Source organism: Pseudomonas nitroreducens NBRC 12694 (genome assembly GCF_002091755.1).
Lineage (GTDB): Bacteria > Pseudomonadota > Gammaproteobacteria > Pseudomonadales > Pseudomonadaceae > Pseudomonas > Pseudomonas nitroreducens.
Genome location: NZ_BDAI01000011.1, coordinates 86,489 through 103,023 on the forward strand (window position 1 = coordinate 86,489; position 16,535 = coordinate 103,023).

At 66.6% G+C, this 16,535-nt stretch carries 16 protein-coding genes; 1 reads left to right on the plus strand and 15 read right to left on the minus strand.

Translation table 11 applies throughout. The features are described from left to right. Positions 1-32: 32 nt before the first annotated feature. The 4 genes from PNI01S_RS22725 to PNI01S_RS22740 form a co-directional block, all read right to left on the minus strand. Positions 33-815 (minus strand): SDR family oxidoreductase, encoded by a 783-nt coding sequence (locus PNI01S_RS22725; protein WP_084359251.1) that lies wholly within the window; start codon positions 813-815, stop codon positions 33-35. Positions 816-907: 92 nt separating this feature from the next. Further along, positions 908-1,912, minus strand: coding sequence for a zinc-binding dehydrogenase (locus PNI01S_RS22730; RefSeq protein ID WP_169891283.1), 1,005 nt, complete (start codon positions 1,910-1,912; stop codon positions 908-910). Positions 1,913-1,981: 69 nt separating this feature from the next. Next, complete coding sequence (gene dkgB, locus PNI01S_RS22735) at positions 1,982-2,785, minus strand: 2,5-didehydrogluconate reductase DkgB (RefSeq protein ID WP_065085221.1); 804 nt, start codon at positions 2,783-2,785, stop codon at positions 1,982-1,984. Between the two features lie 21 nt (positions 2,786-2,806). After that, a complete protein-coding gene (locus tag PNI01S_RS22740; protein WP_024764420.1) occupies positions 2,807-4,006 on the minus strand; it encodes an MFS transporter in 1,200 nt (399 codons plus the stop codon). Positions 4,007-4,173: 167 nt separating this feature from the next. Here PNI01S_RS22740 and PNI01S_RS22745 point away from each other — a divergent pair, with 167 nt between their 5' ends. Further along, the gene (locus tag PNI01S_RS22745) at positions 4,174-4,539 is read left to right on the plus strand and encodes a GFA family protein (RefSeq protein ID WP_037010547.1); all 366 of its coding nucleotides are present in this window, start codon (positions 4,174-4,176) and stop codon (positions 4,537-4,539) included. 113 nt (positions 4,540-4,652) lie between these two features. On the opposite strand, the gene paaZ is transcribed toward PNI01S_RS22745, so the two are convergent. The 11 genes from paaZ to paaH all read right to left on the minus strand — a co-directional run bounded on the left by paaZ (position 4,653) and on the right by paaH (position 16,535). Beyond that, a complete protein-coding gene (gene paaZ / locus PNI01S_RS22750; protein WP_084359255.1) occupies positions 4,653-6,704 on the minus strand; it encodes a phenylacetic acid degradation bifunctional protein PaaZ in 2,052 nt (683 codons plus the stop codon). Between the two features lie 180 nt (positions 6,705-6,884). Continuing rightward, on the minus strand, positions 6,885-7,961 hold the full coding sequence (paaE, locus tag PNI01S_RS22755) for a 1,2-phenylacetyl-CoA epoxidase subunit PaaE (RefSeq protein WP_084359257.1): 1,077 nt from the start codon (positions 7,959-7,961) through the stop codon (positions 6,885-6,887). Between the two features lie 167 nt (positions 7,962-8,128). Then, on the minus strand, positions 8,129-8,662 hold the full coding sequence (gene paaD, locus PNI01S_RS22760; protein ID WP_084359259.1) for a 1,2-phenylacetyl-CoA epoxidase subunit PaaD: 534 nt from the start codon (positions 8,660-8,662) through the stop codon (positions 8,129-8,131). After that, the gene (paaC, locus tag PNI01S_RS22765) at positions 8,649-9,422 is read right to left on the minus strand and encodes a 1,2-phenylacetyl-CoA epoxidase subunit PaaC (protein ID WP_084359261.1); all 774 of its coding nucleotides are present in this window, start codon (positions 9,420-9,422) and stop codon (positions 8,649-8,651) included. Before paaC ends, paaD begins: the two co-directional genes overlap by 14 nt. An 11-nt stretch (positions 9,423-9,433) precedes the next feature. Continuing rightward, entirely contained in the window at positions 9,434-9,715 is a 282-nt protein-coding gene (paaB, locus tag PNI01S_RS22770; RefSeq protein ID WP_024764426.1) for a 1,2-phenylacetyl-CoA epoxidase subunit PaaB, read from the minus strand. 20 nt (positions 9,716-9,735) lie between these two features. After that, entirely contained in the window at positions 9,736-10,728 is a 993-nt protein-coding gene (gene paaA, locus PNI01S_RS22775; protein WP_024764427.1) for a 1,2-phenylacetyl-CoA epoxidase subunit PaaA, read from the minus strand. 453 nt (positions 10,729-11,181) lie between these two features. Further along, the gene (locus tag PNI01S_RS22780) at positions 11,182-11,535 is read right to left on the minus strand and encodes a DUF1428 domain-containing protein (RefSeq protein WP_084359263.1); all 354 of its coding nucleotides are present in this window, start codon (positions 11,533-11,535) and stop codon (positions 11,182-11,184) included. Positions 11,536-11,881: 346 nt separating this feature from the next. Next, positions 11,882-13,201 carry a phenylacetate--CoA ligase PaaK gene (gene paaK / locus PNI01S_RS22785; protein WP_084359265.1) on the minus strand — a complete coding sequence of 440 codons (1,320 nt, stop codon included), beginning with the start codon at positions 13,199-13,201 and terminating at the stop codon, positions 11,882-11,884. Between the two features lie 172 nt (positions 13,202-13,373). After that, complete coding sequence (pcaF, locus tag PNI01S_RS22790; RefSeq protein ID WP_084359267.1) at positions 13,374-14,588, minus strand: 3-oxoadipyl-CoA thiolase; 1,215 nt, start codon at positions 14,586-14,588, stop codon at positions 13,374-13,376. Then, positions 14,585-15,025 (minus strand): hydroxyphenylacetyl-CoA thioesterase PaaI, encoded by a 441-nt coding sequence (gene paaI / locus PNI01S_RS22795; protein WP_084359269.1) that lies wholly within the window; start codon positions 15,023-15,025, stop codon positions 14,585-14,587. Before paaI ends, pcaF begins: the two co-directional genes overlap by 4 nt. Continuing rightward, the gene (gene paaH, locus PNI01S_RS22800; RefSeq protein ID WP_084359271.1) at positions 15,018-16,535 is read right to left on the minus strand and encodes a 3-hydroxyacyl-CoA dehydrogenase PaaH; all 1,518 of its coding nucleotides are present in this window, start codon (positions 16,533-16,535) and stop codon (positions 15,018-15,020) included. The genes paaI and paaH overlap by 8 nt, the downstream gene beginning before the upstream one ends.

Here is a 16,535-nt window from a genome sequence, read left to right on the forward strand (position 1 = left end):
GCGAGCAAGCTCGCTCCTATAGGGTGGCGCCGTCAGTAGGTTCCCGGATAAGCGCCGCCATCGAGCAACAGGTTCTGCCCGGTCAGGTAGCCGGCCTGTGCGCTGCACAGAAAGGCGCAGAACTGGCCGAATTCTTCCGCGCTGCCGAAGCGCCCGGCGGGGATTTCCTGCTTGCCGGTCTCCACCAGCTCATCTTCATCGCGCCCGCTCAGCTGGGCGGCGCGGTGGAAGCCGCTGCGCAGGCGATCGGTATCGAAGGAGCCGGGCAGCAGGCCGTTGATGGTCACGTTCCTGCCCGCCACCTGCGGTTGGCGTGCCAGGCCGGCGACGAAGCCGGTCAGGCCGCTGCGCGCTCCGTTGGACAGCCCGAGAGTGGCGATTGGCGCCTTCACCGAGCCGGACGTGATGTTGACGATGCGGCCGAAACCGCGCTCGGCCATGCCGTCCACCGTGGCCTTGATCAGCTCGATGGGCGTGAGCATGTTCAGCTCCAGGGCGCGCAGCCAGTCTTCGCGTTCCCAGTCGCGGAAATCGCCGGGTGGCGGGCCGCCAGCATTGTTCACCAGGATGTCCACCTGCGGGCAGGCGGCGAGCAGCGCGGCACGCACCTCCGGCTGGCTGATGTCGCCGGCCACTTCGCGCACTTCCACGCCCAGTTGGCGCAGCTCGGCGGCGGTAGCGGCGAGGGTATCGACGTCGCGGGCGTTGATCGCCAGGTTCACGCCCTCGCGGGCCAACGCCACGGCGCAACCCTTGCCCAGCCCCTTGCTGGCGGCGCAGACCACGGCCCAGCGGCCCTTGATGCCCAGATCCATGTTGTTCTCCTGTGTGTTTGCCCGGGGAGTGTCTTTGTAGGACGTGTTCGTCCTGCGAAATGGGAGTTCCGCTTTCGCCCGCAGCGCTCTGGTCAGGCAACGACCATCGGCGCCGGCAGCAGACTGATCCATTTACCGCTGCCTTCGCCGGACTTCAAGCGCCGCAGCGCTTCGGGCAGTTCGGCGAAGTCGAACAACTGCTTCGCTGGCGCCTGCAACTGGCCGCTGGCGACGCCCTGCATCAGGCTCGCTGCCGCCTGGTGCAGCTCCTGCCAGTCCAGCGCTTCGCCGTGGGCATGGATGCTGTTGAGCGCCACTTCGTGCAGCGAGATGGCAGTGCTGAAGGCTGGCAGCGGAGCGTTTTCCTGGCGGTCCTGAATGCATACCAGGTGGCCGTTGTAGCCCAGCAGCGGGGCGAGGCTGGCGGCGTGGTTGCCGCTGACGGTATCGAAGATGCCCTGCAGGCGGCGCGGGCCGAGGGCTTCGCGCAGGTGCTGGGACCACTGCCCGTCGCGGTAGTCGAAGACCCCGGCGATACCCAGTTGCAGCAGGTGTTCGCGGTGTTTCGGCGCCGCGGTCACCCACACGCGCAGCCCACGTTGCAGCGCCAGTTGCGCGAGCAGATAGCCGACCGCACCACCGGCGCCGGTCACCAGCACATCGCGGTGGTTGCAGGCCGGCAGCTTATTCAGTGCTTGCCAGGCCGTGAGGCCGGGGCAGGGCAGGCTGGCGGCGGTGGCGTCGTCCAGCGAATCGGGCACCGGGTAGACAGCACGGGCGCGCAGCAGGGTGTACTCGGCAAAGCTGCCGCCACGGGTCAGCGCCTGGTGGTAGGCGACGCGGGCGCCGGCGCGCAGGTTCACTTCGCTGCCCACCGCAATGACGATGCCGACACCATCCACGCCAGGTACCTGGCCTTGCTGCCAGTCGTCGCGGCCCCAGTCGATCATCTTCCAGTCCACCGGATTCAGCGCGATAGCGGTGTTGGCCACCAGTACCTCGTCCGGACCGGGCTGCGGAATCGGTAGGCGCACCTGTTTCAGGCCATCGAGGCCGGCGCTGGGCGTCCAGGTCCAGGCGGCATAATCTGCAGTGATAGCGCTCATGAAGACTCCTTGGAAACGGGAAAGCCGCCCCCGGTGGGGCGGCTGTCGGTCAGCGGCGGATCAATCCCAGGCCGGGGCCAGGCTTTCCGGGCTGGTGATGCGCTCGTTGCGCTCCAGTGCGGCGATGGCGGCCATGTCGGCGTCGGTCAGGCGCAGGTCGACGGCGCGCAGGTTGCCTTCGAGGTTCTCGCGCTTGGTGGACGACGGGATCACCGAGTAGCCCAGCTGCATCGCCCAGGCCAGGGTGACCTGCGCCGGCGTGACGCCGTGGCGCTTGGCGATACCGATGATCACCTCGTCGCTGAGCACCTTGCCGTAGCCCAGGGTCATGTAGGAGGTGATGTGGATGCCCTGGCTCTGGGCGAACTCCACCACCTTGCGGTTCTGCAGGTAGGGGTGCAGTTCCACCTGGTTGGTGGCGATCTGGCCGGCGCCGACAGCGGCAATGGCCTCCTGCATCAGGGCGATGGTGAAGTTGGACACGCCGATCTCGCCGGTCAGGCCCTGGGCCTTGGCTTCGGCCAGGGCGCCCATGAACTCGGCGACCGGTACCTGGCCCTTGGGCGACGGCCAGTGGATCAGGGTCAGCTCGACGCGGTCGGTACGCAGCTTGTGCAGGCTGTCCTTGAGGCTGGGGATCAGCTTGTCGGCGGCGTAGTTCTCGGTCCAGATCTTGGTGGTCAGGTACAGATCGTCGCGCTTTACCTTGCTGCCGGCGATGGCTTCGCCGACGTCGGCTTCGTTGCCGTAGATCTGCGCGGTGTCGATGGCGCGGTAACCCAGGTCCAGCGCAGTGCGGATCGAGTCGATGACGGTCTGGCCCTTGAGGCGGAAGGTGCCGAGGCCGAAGGCGGGAACGCTCATGGAAGAACTCCTTGTGGTCGATCAGTGAGTGGGAACCGCGCCAGGGGCGGCCGGTTCCATGGAATTGCGCCGGTCCAGACGACCGCTCAGGGCGGTCAGGCCGAAGGCGGCGAGGGTGACGACAGCGGCGATCCAGGGCGTATGGCCCAGGCCCAGGTGGCTGACCACCAGGCCGCCGGCCCAGGAGCCACCGGCCACGCCGAGGTTGAACGCGGCGATGTTGAAGCCGGCGGCCACGTCCACGGCGTCCGGCGCCACGCGCTCGGCCTGCTGTACCACGTAGACCTGCAGACCCGGTACGTTGCCGAAGGCGACGGCGCCCCAGGCGAGCACGGTCAACACCACCAGCCACGGGTTGCCGGCGGTGAAGGTGAGCACCAGCAGCACCGAAGCCAGCAGGCCGAAGATGATCTTCAGGGCGCTCACCGGACCGCGTTTGTCAGCCAGGCGGCCGCCCCAGATATTGCCGATGGCTACCGAGACACCGTAGGCCAGGAGCACGGCGCCGACCATGTTCGGGCTGAAACCGGCCAGATCCTGGAGGATCGGCGCGAGGAAGGTGAAAGCGATCAGCGAGCCGCCGTAGCCCACCGCGGTCATCGCGTAGACCAGCAGCAGGCGCGGCTGCAGCAGCACGCGGGCCTGGCGCAGCAGCGGAGCCGGCGGCGTGTGCTGGATGTTCTTCGGCACGAACAGCAGGCTGCCGAGCAGGGCGATCACGCCAAAGGCGGCCACCACCAGGAAGGTCACGCGCCAGCCCAGGTGCTGGCCGATGAAGGTACCCAGCGGAATGCCGGTGACGAAGGCGACGGTCATGCCGCTGAACATGGTGGCGATCGCGCTGGCGGCCTTGTCCTTGCTCACCAGGTTGGTGGCGATGATCGAGCCGACCGAGAAGAACACGCCGTGGGCGAGGCCGGTGAGGATGCGCGCGACGATCAGCGATTCGTAGCTGGGCGCCTGCCAGGCCACCAGGTTGCCGACGGTGAACAGCGCCATCAACCCGACCAGCAACGCCTTGCGTGGAATGCGCCCGGTCATGGCGGTCAGCAGCGGTGCGCCGATGGCGACGCTCAGGGCGTAGAGGCTCACCAGCAGGCCGGCGGAGGGCAGGGTGACCCCCAGGTCGCTGGCGATGGTGGGAATCAGGCCGACGATGACGAACTCCGTCGTGCCGATGGCGAAGGCACTGAGCGTCAGCGCCAGGAGGGCGAGGGGCATGGTGGGGGGCTCCGGACGAATGGGATGCGATGGGAGGCATTGTCCGGAAGTCAGCCCTTGAGAAAAACGCGTTGAAGGGCAAAGGATAGTTGATCCTGAATCACGAATAGGGTGAGGGTCTACGCTTGCAGGCAGTGATCAAGGGCACTTGTGACGAGGAATCAGCCATGCACTACACCGGCACCTGCCACTGCGGCGCGGTGGCTTTCGCCTTCGACGCGGAACTCGACGAACTGGTGCGCTGCGACTGCTCGTTGTGCGGCAAGCGCAACGCGCTGATGGCAACCGTGCCGAAGGGCAACTTCCGTCTGACCCGCGGCGATCAGGCCTTGCGCCTGTATCGCTGGAACAGCGGCGTGGCGCTGCACTATTTCTGCGGAACGTGCGGGATCTACGTCTATCACCAGCGCCGCAGCAACCCGGCGCTGCTCAGCGTGAACGCCTGCTGCATCGACGGGTTCGACCCTGAATCGCTGCCGCTGCGGCGGGTGGATGGCAGGAGCATGACCACCGTGGCGGCGCCCGACCAGTAGGGCCCTGGCAGCGGAGAGGCTCCGCTGGCGCCTGCATGTCGGCAGCGCGCGGGCATGAAAAAACCGGCCCGAAGGCCGGTCGAAGATGGCAGCGGAGTTGAGCGCTCAGCGCATCACGCGCGCTTGAGCACCAGGGTGAGGATGTCGTAGCTGGCCACCAGTTCGCCGAGCTGGTTGGTGACTTCCACGTCCCAGGCGACCACGCCCTGCGGTTCGCCCTTGGGGCTCTTCTTGCCCTGGTCGATCTTGCGCTTGCAGGTCAGGCGCGCCTGGATGGTGTCGCCGATGCCCACCGGGTTGATGAAGCGCAGGCTGTCCAGGCCGTAGTTGGCCAGCACCGGGCCGACGCCGGGCGAGACGAACAGGCCGGCCGCCGCCGAGAGCACGAAGTAGCCATGGGCGATGCGCTTGCCGAACTGCGAGTCCTTGGCCGCCAGTTCGTCGAAGTGCATATAGAAGTGGTCGCCCGACAGGCAGCCGAAGTTGACCAGGTCGGCCTCGGTGACGGTGCGGCGATGGGTCAGCAGCGATTCGCCGATCTTCAGGTCGTCGAAGTGGCGGCGGAACGGATGCACCTCGGTCTCGTAGACCTTGGCGCCGCGCACGTACTCGCCGGTGACGGCCATCAGCATGCTCGGCGAGCCCTGTACGGCGGTGCGCTGCAGGTAGTGCTTCACCGCGCGCAGGCCGCCCAGTTCTTCACCACCGCCGGCGCGACCCGGGCCGCCGTGCTTGAGCACCGGCAGTGGCGAGCCGTGGCCGGTGGATTCGGCGGCGGATTCGCGGTCGAGGATATGCAGGCGGCCGTGCAGGGCGCCCATCACCGGGACGACTTTGGCGGCGACCTGCGGATCACGGGTGATCAGGCTCGCCACCAGGCTGCCCTTGCCGCGAGCGGCGAGGGCGACGGCTTCGTCGATATCGTCGTAGGCCATCAGGGTGGTCACCGGACCGAACGCCTCGATGTCGTGGGCGCCGCCTTCGGCGTGCGGATCGCGGCTGCGCAGCAGGGTCGGGGCGAAGAATGCGCCTTCGGCCACGCCGTCGCCGCGCGGGGCGAAGCCGTCCTTCGCGCCGAACACCAGTTCGCTGGATTTCAGCAGGGCTTCCACGCGCTCGGCGACGTCGGCCTGCTGGGCATGGGAGGCCAGGGCGCCCATTTTCACGCCGTCCACTGAGGGATCGCCGACCACGACCTTGGCCAGGCGCTCGCGCAGGCGGTCGGCAACGGCGTCGATGTGCTTGGCGGGCACGATGGCGCGGCGGATGGCGGTGCACTTCTGCCCGGCCTTGACGGTCATCTCGCGGGCCACTTCCTTGACGAAGAGGTCGAATTCCTCGTCGTCCGGGGTGACGTCCGGCGCGAGAATGGCGCAGTTCAGCGAGTCGGCCTCGGCGTTGAACGGCACCGAGTTACGGATCAGGTTTGAATTGACGCGCAGCTTGGCGGCGGTGTCGGCGGAGCCGGTGAAGGTGACGATGTCCTGGCCCTGCAGGCGGTCCAGCAGGTCGCCGGTGCCGCCGATGATCAGTTGCAGGCTGCCGGCCGGGAGCAGGCCGGATTCGTGCATCAGGCGCACGGCGGCTTCGGTGATGTAGCTGGTGGCGGTGGCCGGTTTGACGATGCACGGCATGCCGGCGAGGAAGCTCGGCGCGAACTTCTCCAGCATCCCCCAGATCGGGAAGTTGAAGGCGTTGATGTGCACGGCGATGCCGCCGCGCGGCACCAGGATGTGGCTGCCGGCGAACTTGCCGGTCTTGCCCAGCGGCATGGCCGGGCCTTCGTGGACCACGTTGCCCGAGGGCAGCTCGCGGCCGCCGACGCCGGCGTAGGCGAACAGGGTGCCGGCGCCGCCTTCGATGTCGATCCAGCTGTCGGCGCGGGTGGCGCCGCTGTGGCGGGAAATCTCGTAGAGCTGTTCCTTGCGCTCGGTGAGGTACAGCGCCAGGGCTTTCAGGCGCTGGGCGCGCTGCTGGAAGTCCATGGACATCAGTTCCTTGAGGCCCTGCTCACGGGCGTGGGCGACGGCTTCGGCGAAGTCCAGCGCCTCCTCGTGGGTGCGCGCCACGGTCTGGCCGTTGAGCGCGCTATGCAGCGCCTGGGCGCCATGCTGGCCGACCCAGCGGCCGCCGATGAAACTTTGCAGGATAGGCTCTTGGGCCATGGTTGTTGTCCTCCGGATCGCTACGCAAGGGTGCCGGCTGCTGCCGGTGACCGCCGCGCCGGGTGGGCGTCGGCGGCGCATTCTTCATTGGCGGGACGATGCCGCCGGATTAGGTTCGCCAGGGGCCTTGTGGGCGCTGGCGGTGGAGCTGAATTCTTTCTGCAGGAGCGCAGGGCCAGATCAGAGCTGGTCGAAATCGAGCACGACGTTGTCGCTGATCGGGTACGCCTGGCAGCTCAGTACGTAGCCCGCTGCCACTTCGTAGTCCTCCAGCGCGAAGTTGCTGTCCATTTCCACCTCGCCGGAAACCACCTTGCACTTGCACGTCGAGCACACGCCGGCCTTGCAGGAATAGGGCAGTTCAGCGCCCTGGGCATTGCCGGCATCGAGCACGCTGACGCTGTTGCGGGCCAGCTCGAAGGACAGCTCGCGGCCGTCGCTGATCACGGTGATCTGGCTCTTCGCGCTGTTGACGGCAGCGGCAGCCTGGCGGGCTTCGCGCTTGCTCTCGCTGCCGGCGGCGGCGAACAGCTCGAAATGGATGCGCTCGGCCGGCATGCCGTTGACCTTGAGCTGGTCGCGCACGGTCTCGGTCATCGCCTGCGGGCCGCAGATGAAGGCAGCGTCCAGGCTCTTCACGTCGAGCCAGCGGCTGAACAGTTGGCCACACTTGTCGGCGTCGATGCGGCCGTTGTACAGGTCGACGTCCTGCTGCTCGCGGCTGAACACGAAGATCAGGTTGAGGCGCTGCAGGTAGCGGTTCTTCAGGTCTTCGAGCTGCTCGCGGAACATCGCGGCGTTGCTGGAGCGGTTGCCATAGAGCAGGGTGACGCGGCTGTGCGGCTCGGTTTCCAGGGTGGTCTTGACGATCGACAGGATCGGCGTGATGCCGCTGCCGGCGGCGACCGCCAGGTAGTTGCCGTGGCGCGCCGGGTCCAGTTCGACATTGAAGTGGCCGGCTGGCGGCATGACGTCCAGGCTGGCGCCGACCTTCAGCGTCTCGTTGGCGTAGGCGGAGAAGCGCCCGCCCGGCACGCGCTTGATCGCCACGCGCAGCTCGCCGTCATTCACGCCGCTGCAGATGGAGTAGGAGCGGCGCACTTCCTCGCCGTCGAGCTGGGTGCGCATGACCAGGTGCTGGCCATGCTGGAAGCGGAAGCTGTCGACCAGCTCCGCCGGGACGTCGAACGCGATGGACACGGCATCGCGGGTTTCCGCGCGCACTTCCTTGATTTTCAGGCTGTGGAATTTGCTCATTGTTGTTCTCCTGCGGTTCTACCGCGCGGAGGGCGACTACAAACGTCGCGAGCGAAGGTCAGGCGAGGCGGAAGCGGCTTCGGAAGCGGGGTTCACATCTGTGAATGAGCAATTCGAAGTCGTTTTCAGCGACGCGTGGCTTAGCGCAGCGGTTTGTCTTCGTCCTCCTAGATGCACTTGAAGTAATCGAAGGGTTCGCGGCAGTCGATGCAGCGGTACAGCGCCTTGCAGGCGGTGGAGCCGAACTGGCTGAGCTGCTCGGTGTGCAGGCTGCCGCACTGCGGGCAGCGCACTTCCGGGGTCTCGCCAAGCAGGCTGCGCTTGCTGGTGCTGCCGGCCGGCGGGGCGATGCCGTAGTCGCGCAGCGCCTGGCGGCCGCTGTCGCTGATCCAGTCGGTGGTCCAGGCCGGGCTCAGGCGCCGCTCCAGTTGCGGCGCGGCGAAGCCGGCGTGCTCCAGGGCGTGCTGGATATCCTGCTCGATGACTTCGGTGGCCGGGCAGCCGGAGTAGGTCGGGGTGACCACCACGTGCAGGTGCCCGTCCTGCCAGTCGAGCCCGCGCACGATGCCGAGGTCGACCACGCTGACCACCGGCACTTCCGGGTCCATCACCGCGCCGAGCACGTGCCAGGCGCGGCTGAGGTCATCAGCCGTGCCGGCGCGCGCGCCGCGATCGCTGGTAATCAGCTCACCAGGTTGCATCGGGGTAGGCCCGCTGGAGGAACTGCATCTCGGCCAGGAGAATGCCCAGGTGCTCGGTGTGCAGGCCGCGGCGGCCGCTGAGGTAGAAGTTCACCGCAGGCTCCGGCAGCGGCAGGGTCGCGGCGGCGAAGATGTCGGCGACCTTGGACTTCCAGGCATTGGCCAGCTCAGTCGGGTTCGGTGCGATCCCGGCTTCGAACAGGCGCTGTTCCACTTCGTCCGCCTGCTCTTGAGAGGGGCAGAGCTCGACGGTGAAGCGCCATACCTGCGGGATCGCCGCGAGCATGCGCGCATGGCTTTCCTCGGTGCCGTCGCCCAGACGCTGCATCCACTCGGAGGAACGGCGCAGGTGGTAGGTGACTTCCTTCAGGCCCTTGGCGGCGATGGCGGCGATACGCTCGTCGCTGCAGCTGCTCAGGGCGTGCAGCACATGGAAGTGCCAGGCGTCATAGAGGAACTGCTTGGCGATGGTCACGGCGAAGTCGCCGTTGGGCTGCTCGACCAGCAGGAGGTTGCGGAAGGCGCGCTCGTCGCGGCGGAAGGCCAGGTGGTCGGCGTCGCGGCCGTCGTCCAGCAGTTCCACGGCGTACTCGTACCAGTTGCGCGCCTGGCCCACCAGGTCGAGGCCGACGTTCATCAGCGCCAGCTCTTCTTCCAGGGCCGGGGCGTGGCCGCACCATTCGCACAGGCGCTGGCCCTGGATCAGGGCGCTGTCGGCGAGGCGCAGCAGGTATTCGATCTTGTCAGAATTCGGGTTCATCGCACGCGATCTCACATGTGGCCGACTTCGGGCGGCAGCTCGTAGAAGCTGGCGTGGCGGTAGACCTTGTCCTGCGCCGGGTCGAACAGCGGGTCCTTCTCGTCGGGGGAGGAGGCGGTGATCAGCGCGGAGGGCACGACCCACAGGCTCACGCCTTCGTTGCGGCGGGTGTACAGCTCGCGGGCGTTCTCGATGGCCATGGCGGCGTCGGCGGCATGGACGCTGCCAACGTGCTTGTGGTTCAGGCCGTGTTTGCTACGCACGAATACTTCGAACAAAGTCCACTCGGACATGACTTTTCTCTCCTCGCGGCTCAGGCGGCGTCTTTCTTCTGTTGTTGTTTGCGGGCGTAGGCGACCGCGGCTTCGCGGACCCAGGCGCCGTCTTCGATGGCTTTGCGGCGGGTGGCGACGCGCTCGGTGTTGCACGGGCCGTTGCCCTTGAGCACTTCGTAGAATTCTTCCCACTGGATGTCGCCGAAGTCGTAGTGGCCGCGCTCCTCGTTCCACTTCAGGTCCGGGTCCGGGGCGGTGCAGCCGAGCAGTTCGAGTTGCGGCACGGTCTGGTCGACGAAGCGCTGGCGCAGCTCGTCGTTACTCTGCCGCTTGATCTTCCAGGCCATGGACTGGGCGCTGTTGGGGGAGTCGGCGTCGCTGGGGCCGAACATCATCAGCGCCGGCCACCAGAGGCGGTTGATGGCGTCCTGGACCATGTCCTTCTGTGCCTGGTTGCCGTGGCGCATCATGGTCAGGAGGATTTCGTAACCCTGGCGCTGGTGGAAGCTCTCTTCCTTGCAGATGCGGATCATCGCGCGCGAGTAGGGGCCGTAGGAGGTGCGCTGCAGCACCACCTGGTTGACGATCGCCGCACCATCCACCAGCCAACCCACCGCGCCCATGTCGGCCCAGTTCAGCGTCGGGTAGTTGAAGATGCTCGAATACTTTGCCTTGCCCGAATGCAGCTTGGCGATCTCGGTATCACGGTCGGCGCCCAGGGTTTCCATGGCGCTGTAGAGGTACAGGCCGTGGCCGGCTTCGTCCTGGATCTTCGCCATCAGCTGCAGCTTGCGCTTCAGGGTCGGCGCACGGGTCACCCAGTTGCCCTCGGGCAGCATGCCGACGATCTCGGAATGGGCGTGCTGGGAAATCTGCCGGATCAGCGTCTGGCGGTAGGCGTCGGGCATCCAGTTCTTTGCTTCGATCTTGATCTCGGCATCGATCTTTTCCTGGAAGGCGCGTTCTTCCGGCGACATCTCGTCCAGCGCCTTGATGCGCTTCACGCCGGTCTCAACCAGTTGTGCGTACATGCTGTGTCTCCAGCCTTTTGTCTTGTTCGTGGGACGGCCTTGGCCATGGCTGTAGTTTTAAATGATACAGAAATAAATGTCTAACACTAAATGATGTGTCGTAAATGGATTGTGTATCGCTTTAGCGGTCTTTTGGGAGCAGGCGGGCGCGCAAAGGAGCGCAATTCACCGAGCTAATTCGGTAAAAAGTGAGAATTTTGCAGGAATTTATCGGAATTCTGCGGCGTATTTGCCTGGGCGTGAAAAGCGCCTGCCATTCACCGGAAAGATGACAAAGTGATACGCAAATGTATTTTTATGAATGAATCATATGCAGTGGTTCGGAGGGGTTGTAGGAGCGAGCTTGCTCGCGAACCATGCTTGCCGATGACCAGGCGTCGAGCGGTTCGCGAGCAAGAACTAGGCGTCCCCCTCGGTCCTACAATGAGCAGCGCGTGTGGGGAGAGGCAGGCGTCAGGCCTGGACGATCACCTGGAAGCCGCCAAAGATCATGCGTTGCCCGTCGAAGGGCATGTCGTTGAAGTCGGTTTTCATGCGGGCGTCCTCCATGAACTTCTTCATGCCTTCGTCCCGCGCCTGCTTGCTCGGCCAGGTGATCCAGGAGAACACCACGGTTTCGTCGTCCTTGCGTTTCACGGCCATGGGGAAGGAGGTCACCTTGCCCTCGGGCACGTCGTCGCCCCAGCACTCGACGACGCTCAGTGCACCATGCTCCTTGAACAGCGCCGCCGCCTTGCGCGCCACTTCGATGTAGCGCTCACGGCTGGCGGTGGGCACCGGTACGAGGAAACCATCGACATAGGTCATCGCTCTTCTCCTGCGATTGGGCAGACGGCCGGATGCCGCCTGCCTTTGAGGAATAGTCGAAGGGCAGTGTGAAGGATCGACAGGCAGGGAGGGCGGGGCGACGGATGGTTGTCGTGTTGCGGGAGCGATGGGCGCTGGGCGTTCCCTCACCCTAACCCTCTCCCAGAGGGAGAGGGGACCGTTCGGCGTGAGGAGGAATGCCGAGCCAACCGGCAGTTGCGAACTGCTCCCTCTCCCCTTGGGAGAGGGCTGGGGTGAGGGGTGATTGCGCGGGCCGAGGTTCTAAATCACTCCTTCGGAAGATAAAAAGCCCCGCCGAAGCGGGGCCTTCAGTCACGCCGGCGAATCAGCCCTTGGGCCGATTGTCATACACGTGGCAGGCCTTGCCTTCCGAACGCTTGAGGCTGTGGCTCGGCTGCACCAGCACGCGGGCGCTGACGCCGATGTGGGTCTTGATCTGCTTGCCCAGTTCGCTGCCGATGGCCTTCTGTTCGTCCGCCGACAGGTTCTGCTGGTCGTGGCGCAGCTCGACGTGGACGTCGATGCAGTCGAGGTTGCCATTGCGGTGCAGGTGGATCTCGTAGCACTCGGCGAGCTGCTTGATCTTCAGCACCTGTTCCTCGACCTGGGTCGGGAAGACGTTGACGCCGCGGATGATCAGCATGTCGTCGCTGCGCCCGGTGATCTTGTCGATGCGCCGCATCGGCCGCGCGGTGCCTGGCAGCAGGCGGGTCAGGTCGCGGGTGCGGTAGCGGATCATCGGCAGCGCTTCCTTCGACAGCGAGGTGAACACCAGCTCGCCGTACTGGCCGTCCGGCAACACGGCGCCGGTCGTCGGGTCGATGATCTCGGGGTAGAAGTGATCTTCCCAGACGGTCGGGCCGTCCTTGGTCTCGGCACACTCCATGGCCACGCCCGGGCCCATGATTTCCGAAAGGCCGTAGATGTCCAGGGCGGTGATGCCCATGCGTTCTTCCACGGCGCGGCGCAGTTCGGCGGTCCACGGCTCGGCGCCGAAGATGCCCAGGCGCAGCTTGAGGCTGTGCGGGTCGACGCCCTGGCGCTCGATCTCGTCGGCGATGTTGAGCATGTAGGACGGGGTGACCATGATGATGTCCGGCTGGAAATCGCGGATCAGCTGGACCTGCTTCTCGGTCTGGCCGCCGGACATCGGGATCACGGTGCAGCCCAGGCGCTCGGCGCCGTAGTGCGCACCCAGGCCGCCGGTGAACAGGCCGTAGCCGTAGGACACATGCACCTTGTCACCCTTGCGCCCGCCGGCGGCGCGGATGGAGCGCGCGACCACGTTGGCCCAGGTGTCGATGTCGTTCTGCGTGTAGCCGACCACCGTGGGTTTGCCGGTGGTGCCGCTGGAGGCGTGCAGGCGCACGATCTCGTTCTGCGGCACGGCGAACATGCCGTAGGGGTAGTTGTCGCGCAGGTCGTTCTTGCCGGTGAAGGGGAACTTGGCGAGATCGTCCAGGGAGGTCAGGTCGTCCGGGTGTACACCAGCCTCGGCGAAGCGCTTCTGGTACAGCGGGACGTTGTCGTGGGCGTGCTTGAGGCTCCAGCGCAGGCGCTCCAACTGGTGCTGGCGCAGCTCGTCGACACTGGCGGTCTCCATCGGGTCAAGCAGGGCACGTTCGGCATCATGGTACATGTTCATGGGTTCACTCGATTTGTTCTTGTACGCCAGCCCGTAAGCGGGCTGCGAGTGTCATGGGAGCAGCATAACGCCCCCGTTCGCGGAAGGATTCGAACCCCTGCCAGAGACGTTGCTCTGTCTGCCAGCCGGCGCACTTGGCGACTGGCGGTGCGGGGCCGAAGCTCCCTGTGGATCAGATTCTTTCGATGATCAGGGCGATGCCCTGGCCGACGCCGATGCACATGGTGCACAGGGCGTAGCGGCCGCCGCGTTCCTCCAGTTCATGCAGGGCGGTGGTGACCAGCCGCGCACCGCTCATGCCCAGCGGGTGGCCGAGGGCGATGGCGCCACCGTTGGGGTTCACCCGTGCGTCGTCATCCTTCAGGCCCAGCTCGCGCAGCACGGCAAGGCCCTGGGCGGCGAAGGCTTCGTTCAGCTCGATCACGTCCATGTCGTTCAGCGACAGGCCGGCCAGCTCCAGCACCTTGCGAGTCGCCGGCACCGGGCCGATGCCCATGATCCGCGGTTCGACGCCGGCGGTAGCCATGGCGACGACGCGGGCGCGGGCTTTCAGGCCGTGACGCGCGGCAGCGGCCGGGCTGGCCATCAGCAGGGCACAGGCGCCGTCGTTAACGCCCGAGGCATTGCCGGCGGTGACGCTGCCGTCTTCGCGGAACGGCGTACCGAGCTTGGCCAGTTGCTCCAGGGTGGTGTCGCCGCGCGGGTGTTCGTCCTGCTCGACCAGCTTGGCCGGGCCTTTGCGCTGGGGAATCTCCACGGGGACGATTTCCTTCGCCAGGCGGCCGTTGGCTTGCGCGGCGGCAGCCTTGTGCTGGCTGCGCAGGGCGAAGGCATCCTGGTCTTCACGGCTGATGTTGAACTGCTCGGCGACGTTCTCCGCCGTCTCCGGCATGGAGTCGATGCCGAACTGCTGTTTCATCAGTTTGTTGACGAAGCGCCAGCCGATGGTGGTATCGAAGATCTCCGCGCTGCGGCCGAAGGCCTGCTCGGACTTGCCCATCACGAACGGCGCGCGGGACATGGATTCCACGCCGCCCGCCAGCATCAGGCTGGCCTCGCCGCAACGCAGGGCGCGGGCGGCGCTGCCCACGGCGTCGAGGCCCGAGCCACACAGGCGGTTGAGCGTGGTGCCGGGTACGGTGACCGGCAGGCCGGCCAGCAGCGAGGCCATGTGCGCGACGTTGCGGTTGTCCTCGCCGGCCTGGTTGGCGCAGCCGAAGATCACGTCGTCGATGGCGCTCCAGTCCAGCTCCGGGTGGCGCTGCATCAGGGCCTTCATTGGGATCGCCGCCAAGTCGTCGGCGCGCACGCCGGACAGGGCGCCGGCGTAGCGGCCAATCGGCGTGCGCACCGCGTCGATGATCAGGGCGTCGGTGAGGTCTGTCATGCGGAGGTCTCCTGCGCCAGCACGGTGCCGCGCACTTTGTAGGATTTGCCGTGGAACAGGGCGATCAGCTGGCCCTGGGAATTCTCGATGCGCACGTCGTAGTTGCCGGTGCGGCCGCTGCGGCTCTGCTCGAAGGCGCTGGCGATCAGCTCGTCGCCTTCACGGGCCGGCGCCACGTAATCGATGCTGCAGCCAATGGCGACGGTGGCGTCGTTGTAACTGTTGCAGGCGAAGGCGAAGGCCGAGTCGGCGAGGGCGAACAGGTAGCCGCCGTGGCAGGTGCCGTGGCCCTGGATCATGTCTTCGCGCACGCGCATCGACAGCTTGGCGCTGCCGGGGCCGGCATCCAGCAACTGGATGCCCATGCGTCGGGTGGCCTGGTCGCGCTCGTACATCGCCTCGGCGCAGTCGCGGGCGAGTTGGCTGGTGTCAGTCATGGAAAGCTCTCCCCTCGGCATGCAGGCGGCGCAGCAGCAGGGACGGGCGATAGCGGTCCTCGCCGTAGGCGGCCTGCAGGTTGTCGAGTACGCGCAGCACGTTGCCGATGCCGATCTGCCCGGCCCAGGCCAGCGGGCCCTGCGGGTAGTTCACGCCGGCGCGCATGGCGAGGTCGATATCAGCGGCGCTGCCGACGCCTTGCAGCACGGCATCCGCGCCTTCGTTGGCGAGCATCACCACGGTGCGCAGCACGGCGAGGCCAGGCGTGTCACTCAGGCGGCTGGCGGCGATGCCGGCCTTGGCCAGCAGGGCGACGGCCTGGTCGAGGGCTGCGGGCGTGGTGTCCGCCGAGCAGGCAATGCCCAGGCGCGAAGCCTTGGTGTAATCCAGTGCGAGGTCGACCAGCACGAGATTGCGCAGGCCGTCTTGCTTGGCGCGCCGGCTGGCGAGGCGACCATCGGACAGTGCGATCACTGCATCACCGACGCGCAGCAGGCCATTGCCGGCGCGCTGGACGATCTCGATGCCAGCGTCCTTCAGGCGCTGCACCAGCGGCTGGGCGACGCCCAGGTCGCCCTCCAGCACGCAGGCGCTGACAGGCGAGGCACTGCTCAGGCTGGCCGGCTGCGGGTGCTCGGCACCTTCGGCGTAGTCATAGAAGCCGCGACCGCTCTTGCGGCCGAGGCGGCCGGCGTCCACCAGTTCCTTCTGGATCAGCGAGGGCTGGAAGCGGAAGTCGCCGTAGTAGGCGGCGAATACCGAGCAGGTGACGGCGTAGTTGACGTCGTGGCCGATCAGGTCGGTCAGCTCGAAGGCGCCCATGCGGAAGCCGCCGGCGTCGCGCATCAGCGCATCCAGCGTCGCGCAGTCGGCGGCGCCTTCCTGCAGCAGGCGCAGGCTTTCGGCGTAGAAGGGGCGCGCCACGCGGTTGACGATGAAGCCGGGGGTCGACCTGGTGTGAACCGGCTTCTTGCCCCAGGCCAGCGAGGTGGCATGCAGGCGGTCGGCCAGTACGGGATCGGTGGCGAGGCCGGAGACGACTTCCACCAGCGCCATCAGCGGTGCCGGGTTGAAGAAGTGCATGCCGACCACCTGCTGCGGGCGTTTGAGGCCGGCGGCGAGGCTGGTGATGGACAGCGAGGAGGTGTTGCTGGCGAGGATGCAGTCGTCGCCACACAGCGCTTCCAACTGCTGGAACAGGCTGCGCTTGATCTCCAGGTTCTCGACGATGGCCTCGATCACCAGCTTCGAATCGGCCAGCGCGTCGATGGCTTCCACCGGTTGCAGGCGGGCGACGATGGCGCTGCGAGCTTCGGCGTCAAGCTTGCCTTTTTCCACCAGCCGGCCGAGCTGGCGGTCGATGCCGTCGATGGCCTGGGCGGCGGCGCCGGGGCGGTTGTCGTAGAGCTTCACCAGATGCCCGGCCTGGGCGGCAACCTGGGCGATACCCGCGCCCATGGCGCCGGCACCGATGACCGCGACTTTCGCGTCTTGCTGAAGTGCGCTCAT

Coding starts and splice junctions, on each gene's coding strand:
- paaD (WP_084359259.1), bottom strand. CDS start 8,662: ATGCAACCTGGTGAGCTGATTACCAGCGATCGCGGCGCGCGCGCCGGC.
- paaK (WP_084359265.1), bottom strand. CDS start 13,201: ATGAACATGTACCATGATGCCGAACGTGCCCTGCTTGACCCGATGGAG.
- paaC (WP_084359261.1), bottom strand. CDS start 9,422: ATGAACCCGAATTCTGACAAGATCGAATACCTGCTGCGCCTCGCCGAC.
- PNI01S_RS22725 (WP_084359251.1), bottom strand. CDS start 815: ATGGATCTGGGCATCAAGGGCCGCTGGGCCGTGGTCTGCGCCGCCAGC.
- paaH (WP_084359271.1), bottom strand. CDS start 16,535: ATGAGCGCACTTCAGCAAGACGCGAAAGTCGCGGTCATCGGTGCCGGC.
- pcaF (WP_084359267.1), bottom strand. CDS start 14,588: ATGACAGACCTCACCGACGCCCTGATCATCGACGCGGTGCGCACGCCG.
- paaE (WP_084359257.1), bottom strand. CDS start 7,961: ATGAGCAAATTCCACAGCCTGAAAATCAAGGAAGTGCGCGCGGAAACC.
- dkgB (WP_065085221.1), bottom strand. CDS start 2,785: ATGAGCGTTCCCGCCTTCGGCCTCGGCACCTTCCGCCTCAAGGGCCAG.
- PNI01S_RS22780 (WP_084359263.1), bottom strand. CDS start 11,535: ATGACCTATGTCGATGGTTTCCTCGTACCGGTGCCCACCGCCAGCCGT.
- paaI (WP_084359269.1), bottom strand. CDS start 15,025: ATGACTGACACCAGCCAACTCGCCCGCGACTGCGCCGAGGCGATGTAC.
- paaA (WP_024764427.1), bottom strand. CDS start 10,728: ATGTACGCACAACTGGTTGAGACCGGCGTGAAGCGCATCAAGGCGCTG.
- paaZ (WP_084359255.1), bottom strand. CDS start 6,704: ATGGCCCAAGAGCCTATCCTGCAAAGTTTCATCGGCGGCCGCTGGGTC.
- PNI01S_RS22740 (WP_024764420.1), bottom strand. CDS start 4,006: ATGCCCCTCGCCCTCCTGGCGCTGACGCTCAGTGCCTTCGCCATCGGC.
- PNI01S_RS22745 (WP_037010547.1), top strand. CDS start 4,174: ATGCACTACACCGGCACCTGCCACTGCGGCGCGGTGGCTTTCGCCTTC.
- paaB (WP_024764426.1), bottom strand. CDS start 9,715: ATGTCCGAGTGGACTTTGTTCGAAGTATTCGTGCGTAGCAAACACGGC.